A 26,414-nucleotide genomic window follows, 5' to 3' on the forward strand; every position below is an offset into this window, starting at 1 on the left:
ACAAGTGAGTGACTCAGAAAAAAATGTACAGAGATATGAAGCATATGACAAAAAAATCCTCATAGATGGCAAAAAAATACTGATAATTTTTTTTGGATAGAATAATTGGCTGTACATTCGGCGGCCAAATGAAAAAGCCCTCCTGTGGAAACAGGACGGCCTCTAACGATTGCTTGCCATATGAAAATCTTAAATAGAATCTTTTTATTTTTGCAGCCAAGCTGCTTGTATAATTTTCAGGCCTCCAACATTTGCTTGCTTTAACGATTGCCTGCCGTATGATTATCGCGTTAGCAGTACAAATGTATAACGCGTATTTACAACACAACAATCAATTTAGTCCGTGTTTAATGATGCCAAAGCGGAATAAATTTTGTTAAAACGATTAATGGCATTGAGTTTTAGGAGATTTTCGTTATGATGTCCAACAGGTTTACAGACGCATTATTTCAACTGGTTCGATCCCTGGAAAAGGCTGAAAAACGGCATTTTAAGCTATATATTAAACGTAGTTCAGCCAAAGAAGACCTTAAAATCATACAGCTTTTCGATGCGATGGATAAAATGCAGGACTATGATGAAAAATTATTGATAAAAAGGCTTTCTCCTGTAAGCAAACCTCAACTGGCCAATTTAAAAGTACATTTATACAAAGAATTATTAGGTAGCTTAAGACTTTTGAAGACATCTGATAACATTGATCTGCAGTTGAGTGAGCACCTTGATCATGCCCGTATACTCTACAATAAAGGTCTTAAGTTGCAAAGTCTTAAAATATTGGAAAAAGCTAAAGAATTAGCCAAGACCAATCATAAATTCAATTACCTGGCCCAGGTAATATCATTGGAAAAAAAAATTGAAACCTTACATATAACTCGTAGTTCACTGGAAAAGACTGAACAGCTTGCAATTGAAGCGAAAGATATAAGCAGACACATAGACAGGGTGTCTCAATTATCTAATCTTGCATTATTGCTTTACAGGTGGTACGTTAAAAATGGTCATGCCCGACATGGGCAGGATGTAAAAGCTATTAATGAATTTTTTAAAAGTAGTCTGCCCAAGCACACAGAAACCATTACAGATTTTTATGAACTGCTTTATCTATACCAGAGTTATAGCTGGTATGCTTTTATAAAACAGGATTTTTTGATGTATTACCGTTATAGTCAAAAATGGATTAATCTTTTTGAAGATGAGCCATCTATGAAAAGTGTTGAAACGGGCCACTTTATAAAAGGCATGCATAACCTGCTGAATGCACATTTTGATCTGCGTAATTTTGAACAATTCCAAATCACACTTAAAAAATTTGAAGCATTTGCTCAAACACCGGCTGCAAATCTTCACGATAATTTTCGGATACACACATTCATATACATTTACAGTGCAAAAATAAACTGGCATCTTATGACAGGCACTTTTAAAGATGGGCTTACTATTATACCATACATAGAAGAAAAGCTGGATGAATATGGATTATATATAGACAGGCATCGTATTCTTGTTTTCAATTATAAAATTGCATCACTTTATTTTGGCAGCGGCGAGTACAGCAAGTCTATAGATTATCTTCACCGCATCATTACAGATAATGCAGATCTGCGCATAGATCTGCAGTGTTATGCACGCCTGTTGCATCTTATGGCGCATTATGAAATGGGCAACGATGATATCATCGAGTCCCTTATGAAATCTGTCTATCGGTTTATGGCTAAAATGAAGAACCTTACAGTTGTTGAAGAAGAAATGTTTCGGTTTGTGCGCAACTCTTTCAGCCTTTCAAACAAGCAGCTAAAACCAGAGCTCGAAAAATTCCTGCATAAGATCAAACATCTTGAAAAGAACCGTTTTGAAACAAGAGCGTTTGCTTATCTGGATGTAATATCATGGGTAGAAGGTAAAGTGTATAATAAAACAATGAGCGATATTATTCATGAGAAATACATCAGCGGACGTAAGAGGCAATATCGTCAGATAGTCGCATAACTTTTATAAATAAATATTTTTTTGAACTTAGCTATTGTAACACGGATTAAGCTTCGTTGCGTCGCACACTGCATCTTTCATATTTCTAATGAGTAACCACGTTAACTATTTCACTTGCCATTTGCTCATTTCTGTAAAATACTTTAATATTTAAACCGGTTAGTTTCTTTTGCTGGTTGCACAAGTAAATAAATATATCTTAGCACGTAAACTTTGATAATATGTCGAATATTTTGATTATTGATGATGAAAGGGCGATACGTAAAACTCTTAGCGAAATATTGGGGTATGAGGGTTTTAAAGTTGATGAAGCTGCTGATGGCGAAGAAGGTTGGAAACTTTTTAATGAGAAGAATTATGATGTAGTGTTATGTGATATAAAAATGCCAAAGATCGATGGGCTTGAATTTTTAACACGTGCTGCAGAAAAAAGCCCGGATGTGCCTGTTATCATGATCAGCGGGCATGGCACAATTGAAACGGCAGTCGATGCTGTAAAAAAAGGTGCTTATGATTATGTAGCAAAGCCACCGGATCTTAACAGGCTGCTTATTACAATACGTAATGCACTTGATAAAAATAATCTTAGTAAAGAAACAAGAGTACTCAAGCGCAAAGTAAACCGCGTGCAGGAAATGATTGGCGTTAGCGAACCCATCATGCGTATAAAAGATACTATTGAAAAAGTAGCGCCAACAGATGCGAGGATTTTGGTAACAGGGGAGAACGGTGTAGGAAAAGAACTTGTTGCCAAATGGATCCATGAAAAAAGCAATCGCGCTGAAGGACCGCTGGTAGAAGTAAACTGCGCTGCTATCCCCAGCGAACTTATAGAGAGCGAATTGTTTGGTCATGAAAAAGGTTCGTTTACATCAGCTATTAAACAGCGTATCGGAAAATTTGAACAGGCAAATGGTGGAACTTTATTTCTTGACGAAATTGGCGATATGAGTTTAAGTGCACAAGCCAAAGTGTTACGCGCTTTGCAGGAAGGAAAAATTACAAGGGTTGGTGCCGATAAAGAAATACCTGTTGATGTACGCGTTATTGCCGCAACCAATAAAGACCTGCTGAAAGAAACTGAAGCCAAAACATTCAGGCTCGATCTTTATCACAGGCTAAGCGTAATATTGATACATGTGCCTTCACTAAATGATAGACGTGATGATATTCCTTTGCTAATAAATAAATTTCTGGAAGATATTGCGGAGGATTATGGCCAGGCAAAAAAATCAATAGATATTAAGGCAATGGAGCTACTTCAGCAACATAACTGGACAGGTAATATTCGCGAGTTAAGAAATGTAGTGGAAAGACTGGTTATACTTTCCGGTAAAACTATTACTATGGAAGATATAAAAAGTTATGTTTTGCCTGCATAATTTATTGTACCCATCAGCATTATATGTGGCATCACCCGTTGCGTCGCACACTTCAGGTTTCAAAACAATTATCAGCAGGAGGTATTGCGTAAATTATAAGTAAATAATGGCATCAAAAAGCAATGATTGTTAATTGCTGAAATTATTGCTACAGGTACAAGAGTGCGACGCAACAGGAGCTAAATATATCTACATTGTTTAGTAAATAAAAATTTCTTTAAACCTCTTAATAGTCTTTATAACTATTTTATGAGCCATCATAACAACACAGTTATAATTATTACAGGGCCAACAGCCTCCGGGAAAACTGCTCTGGCTATAAAACTTGCGCAGCGATTTAATACTTCTATTATTTCTGCCGACTCCCGTCAATGCTTTAAAGAATTAAATATTGGTGTGGCAAAACCTTCTGAAAGGGAATTGAGTATGGTAAAACATTATTTTATCAGCTCACATTCAATTCATGAAAATGTTACAGCTCAGACCTTTGAACGCTATGCGCTTGATGCTGCAGCAGAAATTTTTAGAAATAATAATGTAGCTATTATGGCTGGCGGCACAGGATTGTATATAAAAGCTTTTTGCGAAGGACTGGACATAATACCGGAAGCAGACGAAAAAATAAGACTCCAGGTAATTAATAATTATAAGATCAATGGAATAGCCTGGCTTCAAAAGCAAATTCAGATACATGATCCGGATTTCTGGCAAATAGCAGAACGCCAAAACCCTCAAAGGTTAATGCGGGCGTTGGAAGTAAAATTCACCACAGGAAAATCTATTGTAGATTTTCACAAGGGAGAAAAAAAAGTACGGCCTTTTAATATTATTAAACTTGGTATTGAAATTTCAAAGGAACAATTACATAAAAATATAAACCAGCGTACCACTGAAATGTTTGAGCAAGGATTAATACAAGAAGTTACATCGTTAAAAGCTTTTAGAAATATGAATGCATTACAGACTGTTGGCTACAAGGAGCTGTTTGAGTACTTCGATACAAAGTTGTTATTAGACACAACAATTGAGAAAGTGAAAATTAATACCCGACATTATGCAAAAAGGCAGATAACCTGGTTTAAAAAAGATCCTAATATCAAGTGGGGTAATAGTTATACATTGTTAACAGATATTAATGATTATTTGGCATCAGGCATAAAAAATGAAAATAGCATAACGCCTAATATATCAATATTATAAAGAATTCATTGTGTCAGTAACACACAATTTATAATGTGTACGTATGACACAATAAAAAAAAGTTTATTTTTTTTCTTTAACAAAAGATTAATTCCCTAATTTTAGCCGTCCCAATTTAATAACACAACCATAACTTGCCCGCTTATGAGACAAAAAATCGATTGCTTGGCTGTGCGTTTATGCGCAGCCGTGTTCTTCATGTTTATTGCAGCTACGGCGTTTGCACAGAAAACAGTCACAGGTACAGTGACGAGTGCAAAAGATAATCAGCCAATTAATGGTGCTTCCATTCTGGTAAAAGGTACCAATGTTGGTACTGCCACTTCTCCTACAGGAACTTTTAGCATTAATGTTCCTGCTGGTAAAAAAATCTTAGTTATTTCTTCAGTTGGTTTTGATGATCAGGAAATTGATGTATCAAGTCAATCAACTATTTCTGTGGCATTAAAAGAAAAAACATCTTCATTAGATGAGATCGTAGTAACAGGTTATACTGCACAGAAGAAAAAAGAAATTACCGGTGCTGTTGCTGTGGTTAATGTAAAAGACATGAAGCAAGTGCCTGTAGGAACAGGTGAAGAAGCCTTACAGGGGCGCGCTTCCGGTCTTACAGTAATTAGCTCAGGTCAGCCTGGAGCTGCAAGTGATCTTCGTATTCGCGGTGTTACCACTTTTGGTAATAATCAGCCGCTTGTAATGGTTGATGGAGTGCGAGGCGATCTTCACAACATCAACGTTTCGGATATTGAATCAATACAGGTATTAAAAGATGCCTCTGCTGCCATTTATGGCGTTGCAGGTGCAAACGGTGTTATTATTGTAACTACCAAAAAAGGTAAAGCCGGTAAAGCCAGGGTTAGTTATGATGGTTATTATGGTGTTACTACAAAAGGCCCTGGTTTTGACATGGCCAATACACAGGAAGAAGCTAATGCTATTTGGCAACAGCGCATCAATTCTGGTTTGCAACCCGGTGACGAAGGTTGGGGTAGTAAACAATATGGAACCGGTGTAAATCCTGTTATTCCTGATTATATAACTCCAACAGGAGCTTTTGAAGGTGATCCAAATACAGATCCGGCTACTTACAATATCAATTCTAATCAGATTACACGTGCTAATAAAGCAGGTACTGATTGGTATGATGTTATTACGAGAAATGCACCTACACAAAGCCATAATATATCTGTAAGCTCTGGTTCTGATAAGAGTTCTTATTTCTTTTCATTTGGTTATCTTAATCAACAGGGTATTGCCAGGTTTCAGTATAATAAAAGATACTCTGTAAGGGCAAATACTCAATTTAATATCGGTAATAAAATTCGTGTAGGGGAAAACGCATATGTCTTCTACAAGAATAATCCTACTTATGGTAATCAGGGTGAAGGCAGCCCTTTTAGTGTTGCTTTTCGCGAGGACGCTATCATTCCTGTTTATGATATTGCTGGCAATTTTGCTGGTACTAAATCACAGGATCTGGGAAATGCTCAAAATCCTTATGCCAACATATACAGAAGTAAGGATAACAAGAGTAATAACTGGGATATTACAGGAAACGTATACGCCGAAGTTGACTTCCTGAAACATTTTACTGCCCGCACAAGTTTTGGTGGAGTGGTTGATAACAATTATTACTATTATTTTAGTTATGTTGGTTACGAAAATGCAGAAGGCAATACTGGTGCTAATTCTTTTACAGAAGGAGCAGGTTATAATTCCAGCTGGACTTATACCAATACCTTAACATATGGTAATACTTTTGGTAATCATAATGTAAAGGTGCTTGTAGGTACTGAAGCTGTAAATTATTACGGCAGAAATTTATCTGGAACAAGAAGTAATTATTTTTCGGAAAACCCAAATTACTGGGTACTTGGTGCAGGTACTGGTACTCAATCTAACGCAGGTGGCGCCTATCAAAGTTCTCTTTGGTCTCAGTTTGCAAAACTTGAATATGGCTATGCAGGAAAATACCTTCTGAATGCTAGCATACGCAGGGATGGTGCCTCTGTTTTTGCAGAAGATGTTAGATATGGCTATTTTCCCGGTGTTTCTGCTGCCTGGAGAATATCACAGGAAAACTTCATGAAAGGAGTTTCCTTTATAAACGATCTGAAATTGCGCGGGAGCTGGGGTAAAATGGGTACTGCAGGAAACGTTGGTGCAACGAATCCTTTTAACCTGTATAGCACAAGATTAGGACGCTCTGCTTATGATATTTCAGGTACAAGTACATCACCATACGCCGGCTTCTTCAGGAGCAACGTAGGAAACCCAAGTACAACCTGGGAAGGTGATATAATTACCAACATCGGCGTAGATGCGACTATCCTTAAAAATAAAATCGATTTCACTGTTGAATGGTATAAGAAGAAAGTAAATGACCTTCTATATGGCGCTCAGGGTCCTCAATGGGCTTCATTATATGTAGGTGATGCAGGTCTTCCACAGGTTAACATCGCTGATAATCAGAACTCCGGTTTAGACTTAAGTCTGACTTATCATGCAAATGTATCTAAAGACTTTAAGCTGGATGTTACAGGTATTTTCACTTCTTATAAAAACAAGATCGTTTCTATACCTGGTTCCGGATATTTTGATGCAGGCGGTATCAGAAACGTTGTTATTCAGCGTAATGAAGTTGGTCATCCTTTGGGAGCTTTCTTTGGATATGATGTTATAGGTCTTTTCCAAAGCCAGGATGATATTGATAAATCCCCTTCACAACCTGGTGCAGCACCAGGATTGTTTAAATACAGGGATGTGAATAATGACGGTACCATTGATGCCAATGACAGAACTTATATCGGAAGCCCACATCCTGATTTTACTTATGGATTAAATTTGGCGATGAGCTATAAGAGTTTTGACTTCTCTGCATTTTTCTTCGGATCTAAAGGAAATGATATATATAACCAAACGTTGTATTATACAGATTTTCCAGACTTTTTCAAGGGAGGCATCAGAAGAGAAGCTGCAGTTAATTCATGGACACCGGAAAATACAAATACTTCCATACCTGCTTTGTATAATACAGGAAGCTTTAGCTCTGATCAGTCAACCAGTAGCTATTTTATCAGCAAAGGTTCTTATTTCCGTTGTAAACAAATGCAGCTTGGGTATACTTTGCCCGGTACTTTATTATCAAGATTCGGAATTGAGCATTTGCGCATATATGTGCAATCAGCAAACTTGTTTACAATAACAAAATATAACGGTCTTGATCCCGAGTTGACATCAACAGATCCTTCTTCTGCGAATGCTAATAACTTAGGTATAGATCAGGGTAACTACCCGCATACACCGTCATATCTTGTTGGCATCAACCTTAATTTTTAATTCCTAACTCATTTAGTCTATATGAAAAAGATAAAATATAAAATTATTATTCCTGCAAGTCTTTCTGTTATTGTGGTGCTTGCCGCATGTAGCAAAGACTTTCTTAACAAGCCACCTTTAGGAACATTAAACCCTGAAATTGTTGCGTCTGAGGTAGGAGTTCAGGGTGTATTAATTGGCGCTTATTCCCTTGTTGATGGGGAAGGCGCATCAGGTGATGGATTTGCTTCCGGCGCTTCAAACTGGATATTTGGTGGTGTAGCATCGGACGATGCTAATAAGGGTTCCGATCCATCTGATGTGGCGGATGCAGCACCAATGGAAGATTGGACCATAACCCCCACAAATGGTGCTATACCGCAAAAATGGAAACTTTGTTATTCAGGTGCACAACGGTGTAACGATGTATTAAGAGTATTGCCTCTTGCAACTGATATTCCTGCTGAAGAAGCAACCCAAATCTCTGCACAGGCAAGATTTTTAAGAGCATTTTATCATTTTGAATTAAAGAAAATATTTGGAAATATTGTTTATGCTGACGAAAATCTAACATTAGACAATACTACAAATACAACAGATGTTTGGCCAAATATTGAAGCTGATCTTAATTTTGCTGTAGATAACCTGCCTGAAACATTTAGCGACGAAGGAAGAGTGAATAAATGGGCGGCAAAAGCATTATTGGCTAAAACATACATGTTTCAGCATAAATATTCTGATGCTTATACTTTGTTGAAAGATATCATCGCCAACGGTAAAACTACAAAAGGCGAAAAGTATGCGCTCCTGCCACACTTCTACTCTAATTTCAACCCCGCTCAGAAAAACAGTGCAGAGTCTGTATTTGCTGCACAGACTTCTGTACAGGATGGTTCTTCAGTTGACTGGGGTGGTGATCCAAACGGAAATTACGGTGATATCCTAAACTTCCCTTACACAGGTGGCCCGGGTGCCTGCTGTGGATTTTATAATCCATCACAGGATCTGGCTGATGCATTTAAAACTGACGCAAATGGTCTTCCATTACTTGACACCTGGTATAGCGGTAATCACGTTAGCGATGTTACAACTCCTTATGTAGGTAATTTAGATCCAAGAATTGACTGGACAATGGGAAGAAAGGGTATTCCTTATCTGGATTGGGGTAACCATCCAGGCGATGCATGGATCAGAAACCCAGGTGCCGACGGTCATTTCAGTCCAATAAAAAATGTTTATGCAGCTTCTCAGAAAGATTCTTATACAGATGTTGGCAGTGCTTATTGGGGGCCAACTGAACTGGTTGCAAACAATGTGAATATTATACGCTTTGCCGATGTAATACTTTGGGCTGCAGAATGTGCCGCTGATGCAGGTGATCTTGCTGCTGCTATGGATTATGTAAACCAGGTTCGCGACAGGGTTACAGATTCAAACACATGGGTTAAAAAAGGTGGAAGCTATGATGCCGCAAATGCAGTTTATACCGGAGGTACCAATGCTGATACTTATAAGATTGGATTATATACTTCTTTCCCTTCGAAAGATTATGCTATAAAAGCGGTACAATTTGAAAGAAGACTTGAACTTGCTATGGAAGGTCATCGTTTCTTTGACCTTGTAAGATACGGGACTGCAGGTACAGTATTAAATGCTTATTATGACAGGTACAGATCAATCATGCCGTTAAAAGCAAATGCACACTGGACAGCAGGAAAGAACGAATACTTCCCAATTCCGCAAGGAGAAATTGATAACCTGAATTCTGATGGAACAGAACGTTTAGTTCAAAATCCAGGATATTAATAATAGATAAAATAGATTTAGTTTTTATAAGAGAGGTAGAGCTAATAACTCTGCCTCTTTTTCGTAATGTTATTTTATATCTAAAGAAATACTTTATTGATACCAGCTATATAACACAGATTTATCTTCGTTGCGTCGCAATCCTTTCATCGTTCTGAACACTTTTGAACATTGTTAAGAGCCAGCTGCTGCAATTGGATTATGTAATAAAAAAGGTTTTAAAAGGTGAAAAAAACTTTTAGAATTTTCGATCTTGCCGAGGTGCTTACTAAAAGTACAAGAGTGCGACGCAAGTAAAGATGCAATATGTGTTTAAGCCGGGTACATTTTTTTATTATATGCGCATCGTAATGATGCATTAAGTAAAACTTTTAGAATGAGGGTTATTAATTTTCTGATTTGTTTTAGTTTGATAGTTTCATTTTCTGCATGTATTGGTAACGATACTTTATTCACTGAGGTAAGTTCCGGTAAATCAGGTATTGATTTTTCGAATAATATAGTAGAAAATGATACCATAAATCCGCTGGATATAACCAATATATATAATGGAGGCGGTGTAGGCGTTGGAGACTTTAATAATGATGGTTTGGAGGATCTTTATTTTACGGGCAATATAGTGAGCAACAAGTTGTACCTGAACAAAGGCGATTTTAAATTTGAAGACATAACGGATGTTGCTAAGGTTGATGGTAATGGTGAATGGTGCCGGGGTGTTGCTGTTGTTGATATAAACAATGACGGCCTGCAGGATATATATGTATGTGCAACATTAAAACATGAAGCTAATCAGCGCAAAAATTTACTGTATATAAATCAGGGAAACGATAAAAATAATGTGCCTCACTTTAAAGAGATGGCTGAAACGTATGGTTTGGCAGATACAGGTCAATCAACCCAGGCAGCTTTCTTTGACTACGATAATGATGGTGATCTTGATGCATATGTAGTAACGAATGCAGTTAATACAGTTAAGTTTCCCGATAACTTTCATCCTGTTTTAAAAAATGGTGAGAACCCCAGCACCGGAAGGCTTTACAGAAATGACTGGAGTGATTCTTTAAAGCATCCGTTCTTTACAGATGTTTCTAAACAGGCCGGGATACAAACAGAAGGTTATGGTCACTCTGTGAACATTACTGATATCAACCAGGATGGCTGGAAAGATATTTATGTGACCAATGACTTTATCTCCAATGATCTTCTTTGGATTAATAATCATGATGGCACTTTTACAGAAGAACTTTCAAAATATTTCAAGCATACTTCAGCAAATGCCATGGGTAATGACATCGTGGATATAAACAATGATGGCCTTGCCGATGTAGTGGCCCTGGACATGGATCCTGAAGATAATTTCAGGAAGAAAATGATGCTGAATTCTATCAGCTATCAGCGATACCAGAATAGTGACCGTTTTGGGTATAATTATCAGTATGTGCGTAATACACTACAATTAAACCAGGGGCCAAGAGTTGGCGCTAATGATTCTATTGGTGTTCCTGCTTTTAGTGATATAGGTTTTTTTGCCGGTATGGCTGAAACTGATTGGAGCTGGACGCCGCTCGTTACAGATTTTGATAATGATGGTAACCGTGATATAATAGTTACCAACGGGTATCCCAAAGATCTTACAGATCATGATTTTATTTCTTACAGAAACCAGGCAACAAATATTGCTTCTAAAAAAATCATTCTTCAACAGATTCCAGAGGTAAAGCTGCACAACTATGCATTTAAAAATAATGCAGATCTTACCTTTTCTGATGTAACTAATAAATGGGGTTTAAGCGAACCAACATTTTCCAACGGGGCGGTATATGTTGATCTTGATAATGATGGTGATCTTGATGTAGTGATAAATAATATCAACAGCGAGGCAATAGTGTATAATAATAGTTCAAGACAAAAATTTATTGATAGCAGCCACTATCTAAAAATTCAATTTGCAGGAGATAGCAAAAACAAAAACGGCGTCGGTGCTTATGCTTATGTATATTATGATCACGGCAAAATACAGTTTTGGGAGAATACACCTTACCGTGGATATCTTTCTTCTGTTGACAGCCGTGCGCAGTTTGGTCTTGGTAAAACAACAATGGTAGACTCTGTTGTGATCAAATGGCCCAATGGAAAAAAGCAAAGTATTCCCAATATTAAAGCTGATCAATTACTGAAAGTAAATATCAATGATGCAAAAATTGAGTATTCATCTTCGCATGAAATGCTTGCAAAAAATACTTTATTCAAAGATTTCTCTGATTCAGTAAACATACATTATGTGCATCATGAAAAAGATTTTGTTGACTTCAACATACAAAAATTATTACCACATAAATTTTCTGAATTTGATCCTGCATTAGCAGCAGGCGATGTAGATAACAATGGTCTTGATGATCTTATTATCGGAGGGTCTATTGGGTACAGTGCGCAAATATTTTTGCAACAAAGCAATGGCCATTTTATACAAAGAGCACTTACTGCAGACACAGGTATGGATAAGAAAAAAGCACAGGACCTTGGCATACTCTTATTTGATGCAGATAAGGATGGCGACCCCGATCTTTATATTGCAAGCGGTGGTTACCAGAATAATCATAATGATGCATCATACCGCGATAGGTTTTATATTAATGATGGTAAAGGAATTTTTAAAGAAGATACCACTGCATTGGCCAAAAATCTCACCAGCAAATTTTGTGTAAGAGCGATTGATTATGATAAAGACGGCGATCTCGATCTTTTTGTTGCCGGTCGTGTAGATCCATGGAACTATCCTAAACCGGTATCCAGCTTTATTTTCAGGAACGATACTAAAAATGGAAAGATTCAATTTACAGATGTTACTGCTTCTGTTGCAAAAGACCTGAACAATATTGGACTTGTTTGCGATGCTGTGTTTACGGATTTTGATAACGATGGCTGGACAGATATTGTACTCGCCGGCGAATGGATGCCCATCACATTTTTGAAAAATGATAAAGGTGTTTTTAAAAATGTATCATCAGCATCAGGTATTAATAACCAGATTGGCTGGTGGAATACTATTGCACCCGGCGATTTTGATAATGATGGCGACATAGATTATATCGCAGGCAACGTAGGAGAAAATTCTTTTTACAAAGCAAGCGATCAATACCCGATTGCTGTGTATGCAAAAGATTTTGACAACAATGGAAACTATGATGCTATACCGGCGCTGTATCTTCCAACAAGCATGGAAGACCAAACAAAAAGAGAATTTCCTGCATACGGGAGAGACGATCTTATCAAGCAGATGATTGCTATGCGTTCAAGGTTTCAAAGCTACCGCACTTATGCAAACGCTACAATGGATTCTGTGCTTTTGGCAGATCAGCGTAAAGATGCCATCATCTATCATGCAAATAATTTAAAGTCATGTTATATACGCAACGATGGCAATGGTAAATTCACTTTACAACCATTGCCAATGCAAGCGCAGTTATCTATGCTCTGTGGCATGGCAGTTGAAGATTTTGATGGCGATGGAAATTTGGACGTAGTGATCAATGGAAATGATTATGGCACCGATGTTTCAACTGGCCGCTATGATGCATTGAATGGCTTATTTATGAAGGGAGATGGCAAAGGCAATTTTGTACCACAAACAATTTTGCAAAGCGGCATTTATATTCCTGGTAATGGCAAAGCACTTGTAAAACTCAGAAGTAAAACAGGCAGCTGTTTGCTTGCTGCATCTCAAAACCGCGGACCGTTAAAAATATTTAAACTTAAAAGAGATGTGCATTGTATAGCGCTGCAGCCAAACGATATAAGCGCTGTAATACAATACAGGAATGGCAAAACACAAAAGCAGGAATGTTATTACGGCAGTTCATTTCTCTCGCAGTCCGCAAGATTTATAAATGCAGATAATACCATGGCATCAGTAATCATAACAGATGCAAATGGAAATCAACGAAAGATAGTTCTGTAAATGATTTGCTATTGATTGTATGGGCCGGGCTGCAGAAAGCCTGTTTAGCTTTACTTGCGTCGCACTCTTGTACCGGATATCATTGTGCAGCATTTAAACAAAAATAAAATAACGATCGATATTCCAGCGAATGAAAAATATAGCGGCTTGTTTTATTATTTGTATAACAACTTTTATTTCCTGCAGCAGTAATAAAAACCCGTATGAAAATAATTTAGGTATTGAACCTTCATTAATAGCACAGATGGATACGGCTAATTATACAAAAATATTTTGGCTGGATACACTGGTAAATATTGGCACTATCAAAACAACTGATACAGCAAAAATAAAATTCAGGTTTAAAAATATTGGTGATAAAGCTTTATTCATTATTACTGCTGCACCCTCCTGCGGATGCACGGTGGCTGATTATCCCAGGGAACCGATACAGCCCGGTAAAGAAGGAATCGTAACTTCTGCTTATAAATGGAACGGGCAATTGGGAGCGATCAGGAAAACGATCAGTGTAAGAACAAATACAACAAATGAAGCTTACCATAAGATCGCTTTTATAGGAGAGGTCATTAAAGATTCTGTAAGCAGTAAAAAGTAAGGAATGTTTTTGCTATATAAAATTTAATGATAGTGTGGCAGCATATATGTTCAGCAAAGTATTGGGCGTTCAAGTGTGCGACGCAACAGAAGCTGAATAGAGAGTAATTGCAGGGACAAAAATGGTTTTTAAATAATTTATCAGAGCTTATAACCTTAAAATATTGATGAGTGTTTTGTTGAAATATAAAAGATATGTAGTTGGAGTTGTTTGCATGAGTTTTTTTATTGCTTGTTTTGTTTCGTGTCAGCAATATCAAAAAAACAGCACACATAAAAATGTAAGCGATGAAAGTATTGATATGGGCAAGAAGCTTGCTGCAACATATTGTCAATCCTGTCATCTCCTGCCCGATCCATCTTTGCTCGACGCAAAGAGTTGGGAAAAAGGTGTATTGCCCATGATGGGTCCAAGGCTTGGCATTTTTAATAATGGCTTTGAACAGTATCCGTCGTACAGAAGAGATAAGGATGTTGATAAAGACTTTTATCCGTCGCAACCAATATTGAATGTGGTGCAGTGGCAGGCTATTCTTGATTACTATACAGCGCTTGCGCCTGATACATTGGTTGCAAATAAAGATGATGTAAGTATTTCATCAGACCTTTCACAGTTTAAACCAATAGTGCCCGCATTTAATGATCCTGTACCCCGCATAAGTTATATTAATGTCGATACAGTTATGGCGCCACATAATGTCATTATATGTGAGGTAAACAGAAAAGGCATTTTTCGATTCAACAACGATTTGCAGTTGCACGATTCACTTTATCCTGTAGGCAGTATTGTGGATATGAGTATGAAAAAAGCCAGTGCAGTGGCATGTAATATTGGGATAATGGTTCCTAATAACGGAAAGCATGGAACAATAAATAATCTTGCTATAAGCAGAAATAATAAAATGTCTTATGACACAATTCCTATGTTTGACAGTCTTAGAAGGCCTGTGCAAATAATTGTATCTGATATAAATAAAGATGACAAGGAGGATTATCTTGTTTGTGAATATGGCAATCTTAAAGGTGCGCTTTCATGGAATGAAAATCTTGGTAATAATAAATTTGAAAGGCATGTAATAAGAGAAGTGCCTGGTGCAATAAAAGCATATGTACAGGATTATAATAATGATGGTCTTCCTGACATTTATGTTTTATTTGCCCAGGGCGATGAAAGTATTTTTTTATATACTAATAAGGGCAACGGAAAGTTTGAAGAGAAACAATTGCTGCGCTTTCCACCTGTTTATGGCTCTACTTATTTTGAACTGGCAGATTTTAATAAAGATGGTTTTCCTGATATTGTTTACACCTGTGGAGATAATGCAGATTTTTCTGCCATATTAAAACCTTATCATGGAATTTATATTTACCTCAATGATGGTAAGAATAATTTTACACAGAAATATTTCTTTCACATAAATGGTTGCTTTAAAGCTATGGCAAGGGATTTTGATAATGATGGTGACCTTGATATTGCCGCCATTTCTTTTTTTGCAGATTATCAGCATCGCCCCGAAGAAGGTTTTGTATACTTGGAAAATAATGGAAACTTTAATTTCAAAGCATACAATCTTCCGGAAACACAAAAGGGTAGATGGCTTACCATGGATGCAGGCGATCTCGACGGAGATGGAAAGACAGATATAGTACTGGGCAATTTTTCTGCACCTGCAATGATAAAATCGTTAGTGCCATTTGAAAAAGGGCCGCCCTTCCTTTTTTTGAAAAATATTGGCAGGTAATTGCGGTAATATGTTTATGTTAGTTATTTAGTTTATTTTTCAAAATTAAATTTATAAGCGCCACATGAAATATGTTATTTATTCGATACAGGTCTTCCTATGCTGTGTATTATTATTCGGATGCACCGAAAAAAATAAACCTGTAATAAATGATACCGAAGTACTTCACCAAAATGAAGATCAGTTAACACAGATCATTATTTATGATGTTTTTTCTCCACCTGTTGCCTCACGTATTTATGCATATACGTCACTGGCATCTTATGAAGCCATACGTTTTGCAAAACCTGGTTATGCATCCATTGCTGAAAAGCTGAATGGCTTTGGTAAAATGCCGCAACCTGAAAATGGTAAGCAATATAATTACACACTGGCTGCATCCAAAGCATTTTGTACGGTTGCCTATAACATTAGAATATTCTCAGATACAGTATTACATCGTTATGAAGACTCACTGGAAAACGTATTTAAAGCCGCTATTCCTGAAGATATATATAACCGCTCCATTGCATTTGGAGATACGATCGGCAAAACAATATTGATGCGTGCCCAAAAAGACATGTATAAAGAAACACGCGGTATGGCCAAATACCTGGGAAGCGACGCAGATGGTAAATGGCAGCCAACACCACCGGATTATTTTGATGGTACAGAACCCTACTGGAAAATGATAAAATCATTTTCATTGGATACATGTTCGCAGTTTAGGCCAGCGCCACCTTTTACATTCAGCAAAGACACAAACAGCGCTTTTTATAAAATGGTAAAAGAAGTATATACCGTAAATAAAAATCTTTCTGACTCGCAAAAAACAATTGCCGATTACTGGGATGACAATCCCTTTGTAGTGCAGCATTCGGGTCATCTGATGTTTGCTAATAAGAAAATTACACCTGGCGGACATTGGATGGGCATTACAACAATTGCATGCAGACAATCAAATGCAGACGAAGTAAAAACGGCCCAGGCTTATTGCCTCACAGCTATTTCTTTGTTGGATGCTTTCATCTCCTGCTGGGATTCGAAATTTACGTATGAATACGTGCGTCCTATCACATTAATTAATGCCTGGATCGACAGAGATTGGAATGCATATTTGCAAACACCGCCATTCCCTGAATATACTGCGGGCCACGCCAGTATTTCCGGCTCGGCTTCAACAGTGCTGTCTGATTTGTTCGGCCAGAATTTTGCTTTTCATGATAACAGCGATTCAGCTTATATTGGCATGACGAGAGATTTCACCTCATTCAAACAGGCAGCGGCAGAAGCTTCTATAAGCAGGCTGTATGGTGGCATACATTATCGTCCAAGTCTTGATACTGGTCTTGTACACGGCGCAATGGTAGGTAATAATTTGTTGAAGAAAATAGGTATGCAGTAATAAAAGAATTTGTAAGAAAGACGAAGATAATTATACCGGCCAATGTTTTTCATGGCATCGCCGGTTGTGTCACTCACTTGTACTTTCAGAACAATATTAGCAACGCAAGATGGTAGTTGTAGATCGGTTGTTAAGAACAATTACACCTGCGATTTATGATTGACGATTCAGGTTCTTCTGCACAAGAGTGCGACGCAACAGGCGATGCCACAACCAATACGGTTTGGCACACCTTATAGAATGAGGTAAGAAAGAACGGTTTTAAAAATGAATTGATATAATCCGTACCAGAAAACAATTACTATGAAATATTCCATTCTGTTTGCAGGCTTGTTGTTTTGTTTTGCCATAAAGGCAACGGCGCAACTATGCAATGGAAATTTAGGGGACCCTATTTTGAACATGACCTTTGGTGCAAAAGGTTTTGTAATGCCAAAGAACACCACAACTTTTGAGCAGGCAGGTGGTTGCCCCAATAAAGGTCAATTCGTCATCAGTAGTTTTTTATTTGGCTGCGGCAGCAACAATGATCATTCCTGGATAAAAATGATAGGAGATCATACAAGAGATCTGGATGGTAATTACATGCTTATAAATGCCGAGAGCACACCGGGCACTATTTATACAGATACTGCAAAAGATCTTTGTGATAATACTAATTATGTTTTCACGGCTTGGGTCTCAAATGCCATGCAGAATTTTACCTGTGGTGGTAACCCTGTACTTGCCAATCTTACGTTCACGGTAAAAAAATTAGATGGCACTGTATTGTCCACTTCAAGCACAGGAGATATACCTGTTGCTGATGACAGAATATGGAAACAATATGGACTGGCATTTACAACTCCAGCCAATACGCCAGAAGTAATTGTAAGCATAACTACCAATCCTACCTATGGTTGCGGCAGTGGTTTTGTAATTGATGATATTACTTTCAGAAGCTGCGGCCCGTTGGTTACTGTCACACTTGATGGGGCTACAGATGGTGGTAATGTATGCGCAGATTATACCAACCCTTTTATTTTGCAAGGTACATATAGCGCTTACTATAATGATCCTGCAGTGCAATGGCAAAGCAGTGTGGATACCGGCAAAACCTGGCAGGATATACCAGGTGAGACCACCACCACTTATGCCATACCCAGAAGAATGACGGGTGTTATTAATTACAGGATGGTGGTTGCAGAACGAGCCAATATTAATTCTTTGAATTGCCGCACTGCATCCAATGATATCTATACAGAAATTCATCCGGTGCCATTGCATAATCCACCACAAAATATACTTGGTTGCCTTGATAAAAATTTGATTCTTCCCGCAACTGACCCCAGCGCTTTGCAGATCTTATGGAAAGGCCCAAATAATTACTCGTATAGCCTGGCAGACCCTCTGGCAGTTGTGCCTTCAATAAAATATGCAGACACCGGATTGTACACACTTAAACAAAATTTTTATTTTGGCTGCACCACATTTGATTCTTTCTTTTTGAAAATTTATCCCAGCACTACAATATCTGCCATACCGCCGCATCCGGTTTGCGAAGGAGCAAGTCAGCAGCTTTCTGTTTCTTCATCAGGTGGCGGTACGTATCAATGGTATCCTTCAACAGGGTTATCAAATGATGCAATTCCAAACCCCATAGCAAGGCCAACCGATTCAACGGAATACAAAGTAGTTGTTACCAATTCATTTGGCTGTAAAGATTCTGCTTACTTAACGATTAATGTATATAGAAATCTTGAACTCAATGCAGGCATTGATAAAGTAATACTTGCAGGAGATACTGCAACACTTGATGCAACGATAAAAGGTACTGCAATTGATTTTACATGGTCTCCGCCCACAGCAATAAGTGATGTGCATGCTATAAGGCCAAAAGTATTTCCCATAGAAGGTACAGAATATACCGTATCGGCAACATCAACTGTTGGTTGTGGTTCAGGCATGGATAAAGTATTGGTAACAGTATATAAAGGAATAAAAATACCCAATGCGTTTACGCCAAATGGAGATGGTAATAATGATAAGTTTCGTGTATTGCCGCTTGATAATTATAAATTGGTTCAGCTTATTATTTATAACCGTTGGGGAAAATTATTATTCAGAACAAATGATAAATACAATGGCTGGGATGGAACATTTAATGGTATGGTACAACCACCCGGTACCTATGTTTATCATCTGGAATTGGTGAGTGATCAAAACAAAAGACTGGTGAAACAGGGAACAGTTTTATTGCTACGTTAATATGCCCGGCTGATAACAAACTGTACAAGGGTGCGACGCAAGAGGCGATGCCATTGGTACAACAGTTGGGTTCAAAAAAAATAATTATACTTCCATAGCATCATACACGATCACCTTAGCCCATAAGTGTCCATAATTCTTTACAAAATCAAGATGAACAGGATGCGTTTGATAAGCAGCCTGCCCGGCAAGATCGTCGAAGAACATAATTTCAGATACCTGCCAGCTTGTATCAACCACATCACGCTTTTCTGTGCTGGCTAAAACACCCACATGTAATTCCCGGACTGTTTCGACCTTCGATAAAGTTTTTATACCCTCTACCAGCTTATCAAGATCTTCAATTGAATCGGGATTCTTCAACCAGAACAATGCATGGTGTGCCAGTTGCTTGGTTTTTACTTTATGGTTTAATGGCATTGCAGAAACTGCTGCAGCAGCACCAAGTGAAGCTGCGGTGGCAATAAATTTTCTCCTGTTTGAATTTTTCATGAAACATTAATTAGTACAATGAAAATACAAAACAACATTCATATTAAACAAGTACTATAAATGGGTAATTCAAATCAAATGAGTGAATATTTTTGACATTAAATTTGTAGCATGTTAGCAAGCAGCATGCCTTTACATCGCCCCGCACGTATTGGGGTTAGTAATTTCTTTTTTATTTCAGGTTTATGTTTTGCTACATGGGCATCACGCATCCCGGATATTCAACATCATATTGGTCTGGGTAAAGCCGAACTGGGTACGGTGCTATTTGCTTCGCCTGTTGGCTCTATGCTTTGTCTTCCGCTTGCAGGCTGGCTGGTTACAAAATTTGGCAGTCGTAATTGTTTATTAGTTGGTTCTTTTATTTATGCAGGTATACTTTGCTCCATCGGTCTCGTGGATACAGTGTGGGAGCTAGTTGCCGCGTTGTTCTTTTTTGGTATGTCGGGCAACCTCATGAATATATCTGTAAACACACAGGCAGTTGGTGTAGAAGCTTTATATAAGCGCTCCATTATGGCTTCTTTCCATGGTTTATGGAGTCTTGCAGGATTTACAGGTGCCGCTATAGGTACATTAATGGTTTCACTCGGCGTTTCTACGCTTACACACTTTCTCATCGTTGCAGCACTTATGAGTATTGCTGTGATTATTTTTTTTCGTTACACACTTAAAGAAGATGATCATGGCCGTGAAAAAACGAAATTCAAATTCAGCTGGAGTAATGTACAATCAATAATTACGCTTGGCATTATAGCTTTTTGTTGTATGGGTTGCGAAGGTTGCATGTTTGACTGGAGTGGTATTTATTTCCGCGATATTGTGAAAGCGCCTGCTCATCTTATTACTGTGGGTTATACAGTGTTTATGGCCACCATGGCTACGGGCCGTTTTATAGCAGATGCCATGGTTACAAGATTTGGTACCACACGTGTGTTGCAGGCAAGCGGAACGCTTATTACATCCGGCTTGCTCATAGCCGTTGCATTTCCAAATTTTTATGCTGCCGCTTTTGGTTTTTTTCTCACGGGTTTTGGTGTTTCTTCTGTGGTACCCTTGAGTTATGGGCTTGCAGGTAAGTCTGCAAAAATATCTGCCGGTATAGCTATTTCACTTGTATCAAGTGTTGGTTTTTTAGGATTTTTATTTGGCCCTCCACTTATTGGTTATATAGCTGAGGCACTAAGCCTGCAATGGTCATTTGGTTTAATGGCAGTAATAGGTTTTGGTACTGCATTACTGGCAACGAAAGCAAGGGTTTCCTGAGTTTTTATGAACCCGGCTTTATATTTTTATAGCATCGCCTCTTGCGTCGCACACGTGTACTTCCTGTTCACAGTTTAACAATTATACCAGTTATATCAAATTCAAACAACAGCTTAATCTTTTATGCGGCTGTTTTATTATAGTTTTTGATTGCCTGGAATATTTTTCTATTAGTGAAACAAAGGATTGTGCTTACTTTCAATCGTAATTAACCTTTATGGATATTCCAGCATTTGAAAAATTGCGGGATCAGCAAATTATTACTGATGCTGATCTTGAAAAAGTAAAAACGTTTGAAGCATCGCAACCAGTCTCCGTGCATTGGGATCTGCGTACACTGCTTTACCTGGGAATCTTTCTGCTTACAACCGGCATTGGTATTATTGTTTACAAGAACATCGACACCATTGGGCACGATATCATTATAACTGCTATTACGGTAAGCTGTGCTGCCTGCTTTTTTTATTGTACCCGGAAAGCAAAAGGATATGCCAATAAAAAGGTCGAATCATCCAATGTATGGTTCGATTATATTCTGCTTCTTGGTTGTTTGTTGCTCCTTACACTAATTGGTTATGTGCAATTCCAGTACAGTGCATTTGGCAGCCGCTGGGGTTTGGCCACGTTTATGCCAATGGTAATATTGTTTATTACCGCTTACTATTTTGATCACCTTGGCGTTTTAAGTTTGGCCATCACCAATCTTGCTGCATGGATTGGTATAACCGTAACACCAATGCAGATATTAGATGACAATGATTTCAGCAATGAGCGTATAATTTTGTCAGGTATTGTTTTAGGGGCAGGCCTTATCGCGTTTTCAATTGTAACAGTAAAGCGAAATATAAAAAGTCATTTTGCTTTTACGTATAAAAATTTTGGTGCGCATATTTTATTCATATCCTTACTGGCTGCATTGTTTGAATTTGAAGATATTTACCTTTTAGGTATTGCAGTATTTGGTGCTATTGCTTTTTTCTTTTACAGGCATGCAGTAAAAGAAAACTCATTCTATTTTTTGGTTGTTACATTTCTATACAGTTATATAGCCGCAGGTTATTTTATTATCAGGTTATTAGATGCCACAGGTGGCGGCATGGGCGCTGTTTATCTTGGCTTATTTTATTTCATAGGTTCAGGCATTGTATTAATAAGATTGCTGATGTACTACAATAAAATCATTAAAGCAAATGACAGCATACGGTAATACAAACCTGTATAACAAATATGTACAGGAGCAGGCGTCAGCTGCGTTTCGCAATAAATGTATTGATGAAAATGCTTATCGAAACATTCTTGAAAAACATGCGCATACTTTGTACACGCCAAATTATTTTATAAGAATAGGGCTGGCATTACTAACGATAATGGCACTGACATTTTCTTTGGTATTATTATGGTTGATCACCAGAGCCTCTTCTGATGATGCAATTATAGGATTACTGATATTCTTTGCAGTGCTTTGCTATGGCTTGCTGGAATTAATGGTAAAGCAAAAAAAATATTATAACGCTGGTATCGATAATATATTAATGACAGCAATTGTATTATTGATCATTTCTGCATTTCTCGTCAATGATTTTGACAATAATTATGAAGTGATCAGTTGCACCACAATGCTTGTATGTCTATGGCTTGCTATCAGGTTTAATGATGCATTTATGGCCATTCTTGCTTATGCGGCAACGATCACCTTCTTTTTTCTTTTATATATCAAACTTGGTTCTGTAAGTAAATTAACTGCACCATTTGTTTTGATGGTATTTGCCGTATTGATATACCTGTATATACAGCAATTGTTAAGCATACATAAACTGGTTATATATAAGTATTGTATGCAATGGGTAACCTTGCTTACACTCATAACTTTTTATGCAGCTGGAAATTATTTTGCAGTAGATCGGTTAAGCATGGAAATGTTTGGTACATCTATAGTGATGGGATGGCTGTTTTGGATCTTTACTTTAGGTGCCCCTCCGGCATATATTTTTTATGGGCTGAAGCAAAAAGAAAACATGTTTTACAGAACGGGTTTTGTGTTAATGGTGGCAGGTATATTAACGGTTCGCTACTATCATACTGTACTTTCCGCAGAAGTAGCCATGATCATTTTTGGAATACTGCTTATAGCTATAAGCTATACATTGATCAAATACCTTTCTACACCCAAAAAAGGATTTACGTTTGAAGATGATGGCTATAGAAACAAAAACCTGCTTAATGCTGAAGCATTGATCATTGCACAGGTAGTCGGCAAAAAAGCTACGGTGGAGCAGGATGGTGTGCAATTTGGCGGCGGTAGTTCCGGTGGTGCAGGTGCATCTGGAGAATATTAAAAATATTCTCTTTCTACACTCTAATGCGAAACATCTTTTATTTAGTGCCCGCATAGAATTTTTATTGCATTGTAAATTTTATTAGCTTGTTGCGCAAAAATACATAGCATGGCATTTTCTGTATCAATAGAGGAGAAAGGTAACAGTAAGGTTATAACATTAAGTGATGATGTCACAGGTTGTAAAGCGGAACTATATTCTTTCGGTGCCCTACTTAATAAATTTTCAACTACAGGCAGCGTTAATGTTATTGATGGCTTTACTTCTGTTGCGGATGCACAACAAAACATTGCAAAGGGTTTTAAAAGCACCAAGCTTAGCCCATTTGTTTGCAGGCTTACAAAAGGAGAATATAAATTCAATAATTCTTCTTATAAGATCGATAAATTTTATATGGGCGATTCAGCCATACATGGTTTATTATTTGACCAGGAATTTGCAGTTAGAAATACAGGCGCAGATAATGAAAAAGCGTTTAGTGTTTTTCATTATCAATACAACAAAAAAAATGAAGGTTACCCATTCTCTTTTGCGGTGGAAATAATATATACTTTAACAGCAAACAATAATCTTTCGCTTACAACAAAAATTACCAACACAGGCAACACAGATATGCCACTAAGTGATGGATGGCATCCTTACTTTACACTGGGATCAGCAGTAGATGAACTCGATGTGCAATTCAACAGCAAGCGTATGGTTGAGTTTGATGACAAGTTGGTTCCCACGGGTAATTACCTGCCTTATGATCATTTCAACGAAATGAAAAAATTTGGCGACACTTTTCTTGATAATTGTTTTGAGCTAAATGAAACAGGCACTGTTGCCTGCACTTTAAAAAACAGCAGCAACGGTTTGCAATTAAATATCATTCCTTCTGCTGCCTATCCTTACCTGCAGATTTATACACCACCACATCGCAATAGCATTGCAATAGAAAACCTGAGCAGTGTACCAGATGCTTTTAACAATGGAATCGGGTTGATCATTGCTAAGCCCGGGAAAACATATTCTTTTGAGACAACTTATCAATTAGTGGTAAATTAATATAACTCCGTAAGCTTGTTCATCATGCTGCCTAAAGACAAAAATGTACAAGGGTGCGACGCAACAAAAGCTTAATAGCAATGATATTGCCGGGCATATAAAAATTTCTACACACATAAACAATCCTTGTTATTACAGAGTCTATAACTTTATAATATCATTATAAGCTATATGGCTTTAAAGTTGCTGTAACCAATTGCTTTTGTAGCTCGAATTTATTAATTGGAAAAACACAGGCATGACACTAAAAGAATTATTATCACCAGTAAAAGCATTGAAGACGCTCAGTTTTGCAACTGAATCGTTGATACTTACGTGGAAAGAAATTGCATCATTGTTTGGTCTTAACCAGGATATTTATACCAATCCACTACACAAGCCGCTTGCAAAACCTGTTACAGCCATACTTATTGGTGCGGGGCATCGTGGCAATATTTATGCAGATTATGCTTTCATCCGTCCTGATGAAGTGAAGATGGTGGGTATTGCAGATCCTAACGCTGTGCGTAATGGCCGCTTTGCACGCAAACATGATCTGCCTGCTGAAAATCGCTTTTACAATTGGGAAGATGTTTTTAAAAGAGAAAAATTTGCAGATGCAGTTATTATCGCAACGCCTGATAATTTGCATTTTGAACCTTGCATAAAAGCACTTGAAATGGGTTATGATGTTTTGCTTGAAAAGCCTGCTGCGCCTACCGAAGAGCAATGCCGGATTATTCTTGAAACAGCCAAACGAACAGGCCGCATTGTAAGTGTTTGCCATGTGTTGCGTTATTCTCCATACTTCCGGCAGCTAAAGCAGATCTTAGAAGCAAAAACAATTGGCGAAATTATCAGTGTACAACATCTTGAACCTATCGAGTATGTGCACATGACGCACTCCTATGTACGCGGCAACTGGCGCAACAGCAAAACAACATCGCCTATTATACTTGCAAAATCCTGTCATGATACAGACATCCTGCGCTGGCTTATCAATGAACCTGCACAGCATGTACAATGTTTTGGTGGTCTCTCCTGGTTCAAAGCTGCTAATGCGCCTGAAGGAAGCACCGAACGGTGCATAGATGGTTGTGCGGTGGAAGGTGAATGTCCCTTCTCTGCATTGCAGATCTATTACCGCGATAAAAAAAGATTGTATGTTTTTGATTTGCCCGATGATACACGCAAATGGAACAAGATCATCCTGCGTAATCTTAAGAAAACCAATTATGGCAAATGCGTGTACCGCATGGATAATGACCAACCCGACCATCTTACCGTAAACATGCAGTTCGATAAAAATATCACTGCTTCTTTTTCTATGGAAGCATTTACTTCTTACGAGGGCCGCTGCACACGCATCATGGGCACCAAGGGAGATATCGTTGGCAATATGGAAACCTATACCGTAACCGATTTTAAAACGGGCCGCGAAACAAGCTGGTCGCTAAAGACAGATTATCACGGGGGCGGAGATCATCGCCTGATGCAGGATTGGGTGCAGGCAGTTGGCCATCAAAATGCGCAGATACTTTCTTCTACTATTGATGTTTCTGTAGAGAGCCACCTTATGGCATTTGCCGCAGAAAAAAGCAGGCTGAATAAAACGATCGAGCCGGTTATTTTGGGTGTGTAATTTTTTGGTTACCGGCTTTTGTATTTCATGGC

General features: G+C 37.9%; 16 protein-coding genes. 15 read left to right on the plus strand and 1 reads right to left on the minus strand.

The window, feature by feature from the left end:
* The first annotated feature begins 417 nt into the window (after positions 1-417).
* The 10 genes from FRZ67_RS14555 (at position 418) to FRZ67_RS14600 (ending at position 19,620) form a co-directional block, all read left to right on the plus strand.
* Positions 418-1,989, plus strand: coding sequence for a BRO1 domain-containing protein (locus FRZ67_RS14555; RefSeq protein WP_225975341.1), 1,572 nt, complete (start codon positions 418-420; stop codon positions 1,987-1,989).
* A gap of 221 nt (positions 1,990-2,210) precedes the next feature.
* Positions 2,211-3,371 (plus strand): sigma-54-dependent transcriptional regulator, encoded by a 1,161-nt coding sequence (locus FRZ67_RS14560; RefSeq protein ID WP_147190502.1) that lies wholly within the window; start codon positions 2,211-2,213, stop codon positions 3,369-3,371.
* Positions 3,372-3,620: 249 nt separating this feature from the next.
* Positions 3,621-4,571: a tRNA (adenosine(37)-N6)-dimethylallyltransferase MiaA gene (gene miaA, locus FRZ67_RS14565; protein WP_147190504.1), complete on the plus strand. Its 951-nt coding sequence runs from the start codon at positions 3,621-3,623 to the stop codon at positions 4,569-4,571.
* A 144-nt stretch (positions 4,572-4,715) separates the two neighbouring features.
* Complete coding sequence (locus FRZ67_RS14570) at positions 4,716-7,910, plus strand: SusC/RagA family TonB-linked outer membrane protein (RefSeq protein ID WP_147190506.1); 3,195 nt, start codon at positions 4,716-4,718, stop codon at positions 7,908-7,910.
* A 21-nt stretch (positions 7,911-7,931) separates the two neighbouring features.
* Positions 7,932-9,695 carry a RagB/SusD family nutrient uptake outer membrane protein gene (locus FRZ67_RS14575; RefSeq protein WP_147190508.1) on the plus strand — a complete coding sequence of 588 codons (1,764 nt, stop codon included), beginning with the start codon at positions 7,932-7,934 and terminating at the stop codon, positions 9,693-9,695.
* 376 nt (positions 9,696-10,071) lie between these two features.
* Complete coding sequence (locus FRZ67_RS14580; protein WP_147190510.1) at positions 10,072-13,653, plus strand: VCBS repeat-containing protein; 3,582 nt, start codon at positions 10,072-10,074, stop codon at positions 13,651-13,653.
* A 130-nt stretch (positions 13,654-13,783) separates the two neighbouring features.
* Positions 13,784-14,248, plus strand: a complete 465-nt coding sequence (locus FRZ67_RS14585) for a DUF1573 domain-containing protein (RefSeq protein WP_147190511.1) — start codon at positions 13,784-13,786, stop codon at positions 14,246-14,248.
* A gap of 166 nt (positions 14,249-14,414) precedes the next feature.
* Positions 14,415-15,989 (plus strand): FG-GAP repeat domain-containing protein, encoded by a 1,575-nt coding sequence (locus FRZ67_RS14590; RefSeq protein ID WP_147190513.1) that lies wholly within the window; start codon positions 14,415-14,417, stop codon positions 15,987-15,989.
* A 64-nt stretch (positions 15,990-16,053) separates the two neighbouring features.
* Positions 16,054-17,373 (plus strand): vanadium-dependent haloperoxidase, encoded by a 1,320-nt coding sequence (locus FRZ67_RS14595; RefSeq protein ID WP_147190515.1) that lies wholly within the window; start codon positions 16,054-16,056, stop codon positions 17,371-17,373.
* 303 nt (positions 17,374-17,676) lie between these two features.
* Positions 17,677-19,620, plus strand: coding sequence for a T9SS type B sorting domain-containing protein (locus tag FRZ67_RS14600; RefSeq protein WP_147190517.1), 1,944 nt, complete (start codon positions 17,677-17,679; stop codon positions 19,618-19,620).
* Positions 19,621-19,704: 84 nt separating this feature from the next.
* Here FRZ67_RS14600 and FRZ67_RS14605 read toward each other — a convergent pair whose 3' ends face one another.
* Positions 19,705-20,112: a Dabb family protein gene (locus FRZ67_RS14605; RefSeq protein ID WP_147190519.1), complete on the minus strand. Its 408-nt coding sequence runs from the start codon at positions 20,110-20,112 to the stop codon at positions 19,705-19,707.
* Positions 20,113-20,223: 111 nt separating this feature from the next.
* Between FRZ67_RS14605 and FRZ67_RS14610 the strand changes: the two genes are divergently transcribed.
* The 5 genes from FRZ67_RS14610 (at position 20,224) to FRZ67_RS14630 (ending at position 26,382) form a co-directional block, all read left to right on the plus strand.
* Positions 20,224-21,378, plus strand: a complete 1,155-nt coding sequence (locus FRZ67_RS14610; protein ID WP_147190521.1) for an MFS transporter — start codon at positions 20,224-20,226, stop codon at positions 21,376-21,378.
* Between the two features lie 217 nt (positions 21,379-21,595).
* Entirely contained in the window at positions 21,596-22,585 is a 990-nt protein-coding gene (locus FRZ67_RS14615; RefSeq protein WP_147190523.1) for a DUF2157 domain-containing protein, read from the plus strand.
* Positions 22,569-23,714: a hypothetical protein gene (locus FRZ67_RS14620; RefSeq protein WP_147190525.1), complete on the plus strand. Its 1,146-nt coding sequence runs from the start codon at positions 22,569-22,571 to the stop codon at positions 23,712-23,714. The genes FRZ67_RS14615 and FRZ67_RS14620 overlap by 17 nt, the downstream gene beginning before the upstream one ends.
* 108 nt (positions 23,715-23,822) lie before the next feature.
* Positions 23,823-24,761, plus strand: a complete 939-nt coding sequence (locus FRZ67_RS14625) for an aldose 1-epimerase (RefSeq protein ID WP_147190527.1) — start codon at positions 23,823-23,825, stop codon at positions 24,759-24,761.
* A 238-nt stretch (positions 24,762-24,999) separates the two neighbouring features.
* Positions 25,000-26,382, plus strand: a complete 1,383-nt coding sequence (locus tag FRZ67_RS14630; RefSeq protein WP_147190529.1) for a Gfo/Idh/MocA family protein — start codon at positions 25,000-25,002, stop codon at positions 26,380-26,382.
* The last annotated feature ends 32 nt before the right edge of the window (positions 26,383-26,414 follow it).

Origin of the sequence: Panacibacter ginsenosidivorans (genome assembly GCF_007971225.1) — a bacterium.
GTDB classification, from domain to species: Bacteria; Bacteroidota; Bacteroidia; order Chitinophagales; family Chitinophagaceae; genus Panacibacter; species Panacibacter ginsenosidivorans.

What these genes read in the sequence shown, in the direction of transcription:
- FRZ67_RS14595 (WP_147190515.1), top strand. Translation starts at nt 16,054, where the DNA reads ATGAAATATGTTATTTATTCGATACAGGTCTTCCTATGCTGTGTATTA.
- FRZ67_RS14580 (WP_147190510.1), top strand. Translation starts at nt 10,072, where the DNA reads ATGAGGGTTATTAATTTTCTGATTTGTTTTAGTTTGATAGTTTCATTT.
- FRZ67_RS14625 (WP_147190527.1), top strand. Translation starts at nt 23,823, where the DNA reads ATGGCATTTTCTGTATCAATAGAGGAGAAAGGTAACAGTAAGGTTATA.
- FRZ67_RS14560 (WP_147190502.1), top strand. Translation starts at nt 2,211, where the DNA reads ATGTCGAATATTTTGATTATTGATGATGAAAGGGCGATACGTAAAACT.
- FRZ67_RS14570 (WP_147190506.1), top strand. Translation starts at nt 4,716, where the DNA reads ATGAGACAAAAAATCGATTGCTTGGCTGTGCGTTTATGCGCAGCCGTG.
- FRZ67_RS14590 (WP_147190513.1), top strand. Translation starts at nt 14,415, where the DNA reads ATGAGTGTTTTGTTGAAATATAAAAGATATGTAGTTGGAGTTGTTTGC.
- FRZ67_RS14585 (WP_147190511.1), top strand. Translation starts at nt 13,784, where the DNA reads ATGAAAAATATAGCGGCTTGTTTTATTATTTGTATAACAACTTTTATT.
- FRZ67_RS14575 (WP_147190508.1), top strand. Translation starts at nt 7,932, where the DNA reads ATGAAAAAGATAAAATATAAAATTATTATTCCTGCAAGTCTTTCTGTT.
- FRZ67_RS14555 (WP_225975341.1), top strand. Translation starts at nt 418, where the DNA reads ATGATGTCCAACAGGTTTACAGACGCATTATTTCAACTGGTTCGATCC.
- FRZ67_RS14615 (WP_147190523.1), top strand. Translation starts at nt 21,596, where the DNA reads ATGGATATTCCAGCATTTGAAAAATTGCGGGATCAGCAAATTATTACT.
- miaA (WP_147190504.1), top strand. Translation starts at nt 3,621, where the DNA reads ATGAGCCATCATAACAACACAGTTATAATTATTACAGGGCCAACAGCC.
- FRZ67_RS14600 (WP_147190517.1), top strand. Translation starts at nt 17,677, where the DNA reads ATGAAATATTCCATTCTGTTTGCAGGCTTGTTGTTTTGTTTTGCCATA.
- FRZ67_RS14605 (WP_147190519.1), bottom strand. Translation starts at nt 20,112, where the DNA reads ATGAAAAATTCAAACAGGAGAAAATTTATTGCCACCGCAGCTTCACTT.
- FRZ67_RS14610 (WP_147190521.1), top strand. Translation starts at nt 20,224, where the DNA reads ATGTTAGCAAGCAGCATGCCTTTACATCGCCCCGCACGTATTGGGGTT.
- FRZ67_RS14630 (WP_147190529.1), top strand. Translation starts at nt 25,000, where the DNA reads ATGACACTAAAAGAATTATTATCACCAGTAAAAGCATTGAAGACGCTC.
- FRZ67_RS14620 (WP_147190525.1), top strand. Translation starts at nt 22,569, where the DNA reads ATGACAGCATACGGTAATACAAACCTGTATAACAAATATGTACAGGAG.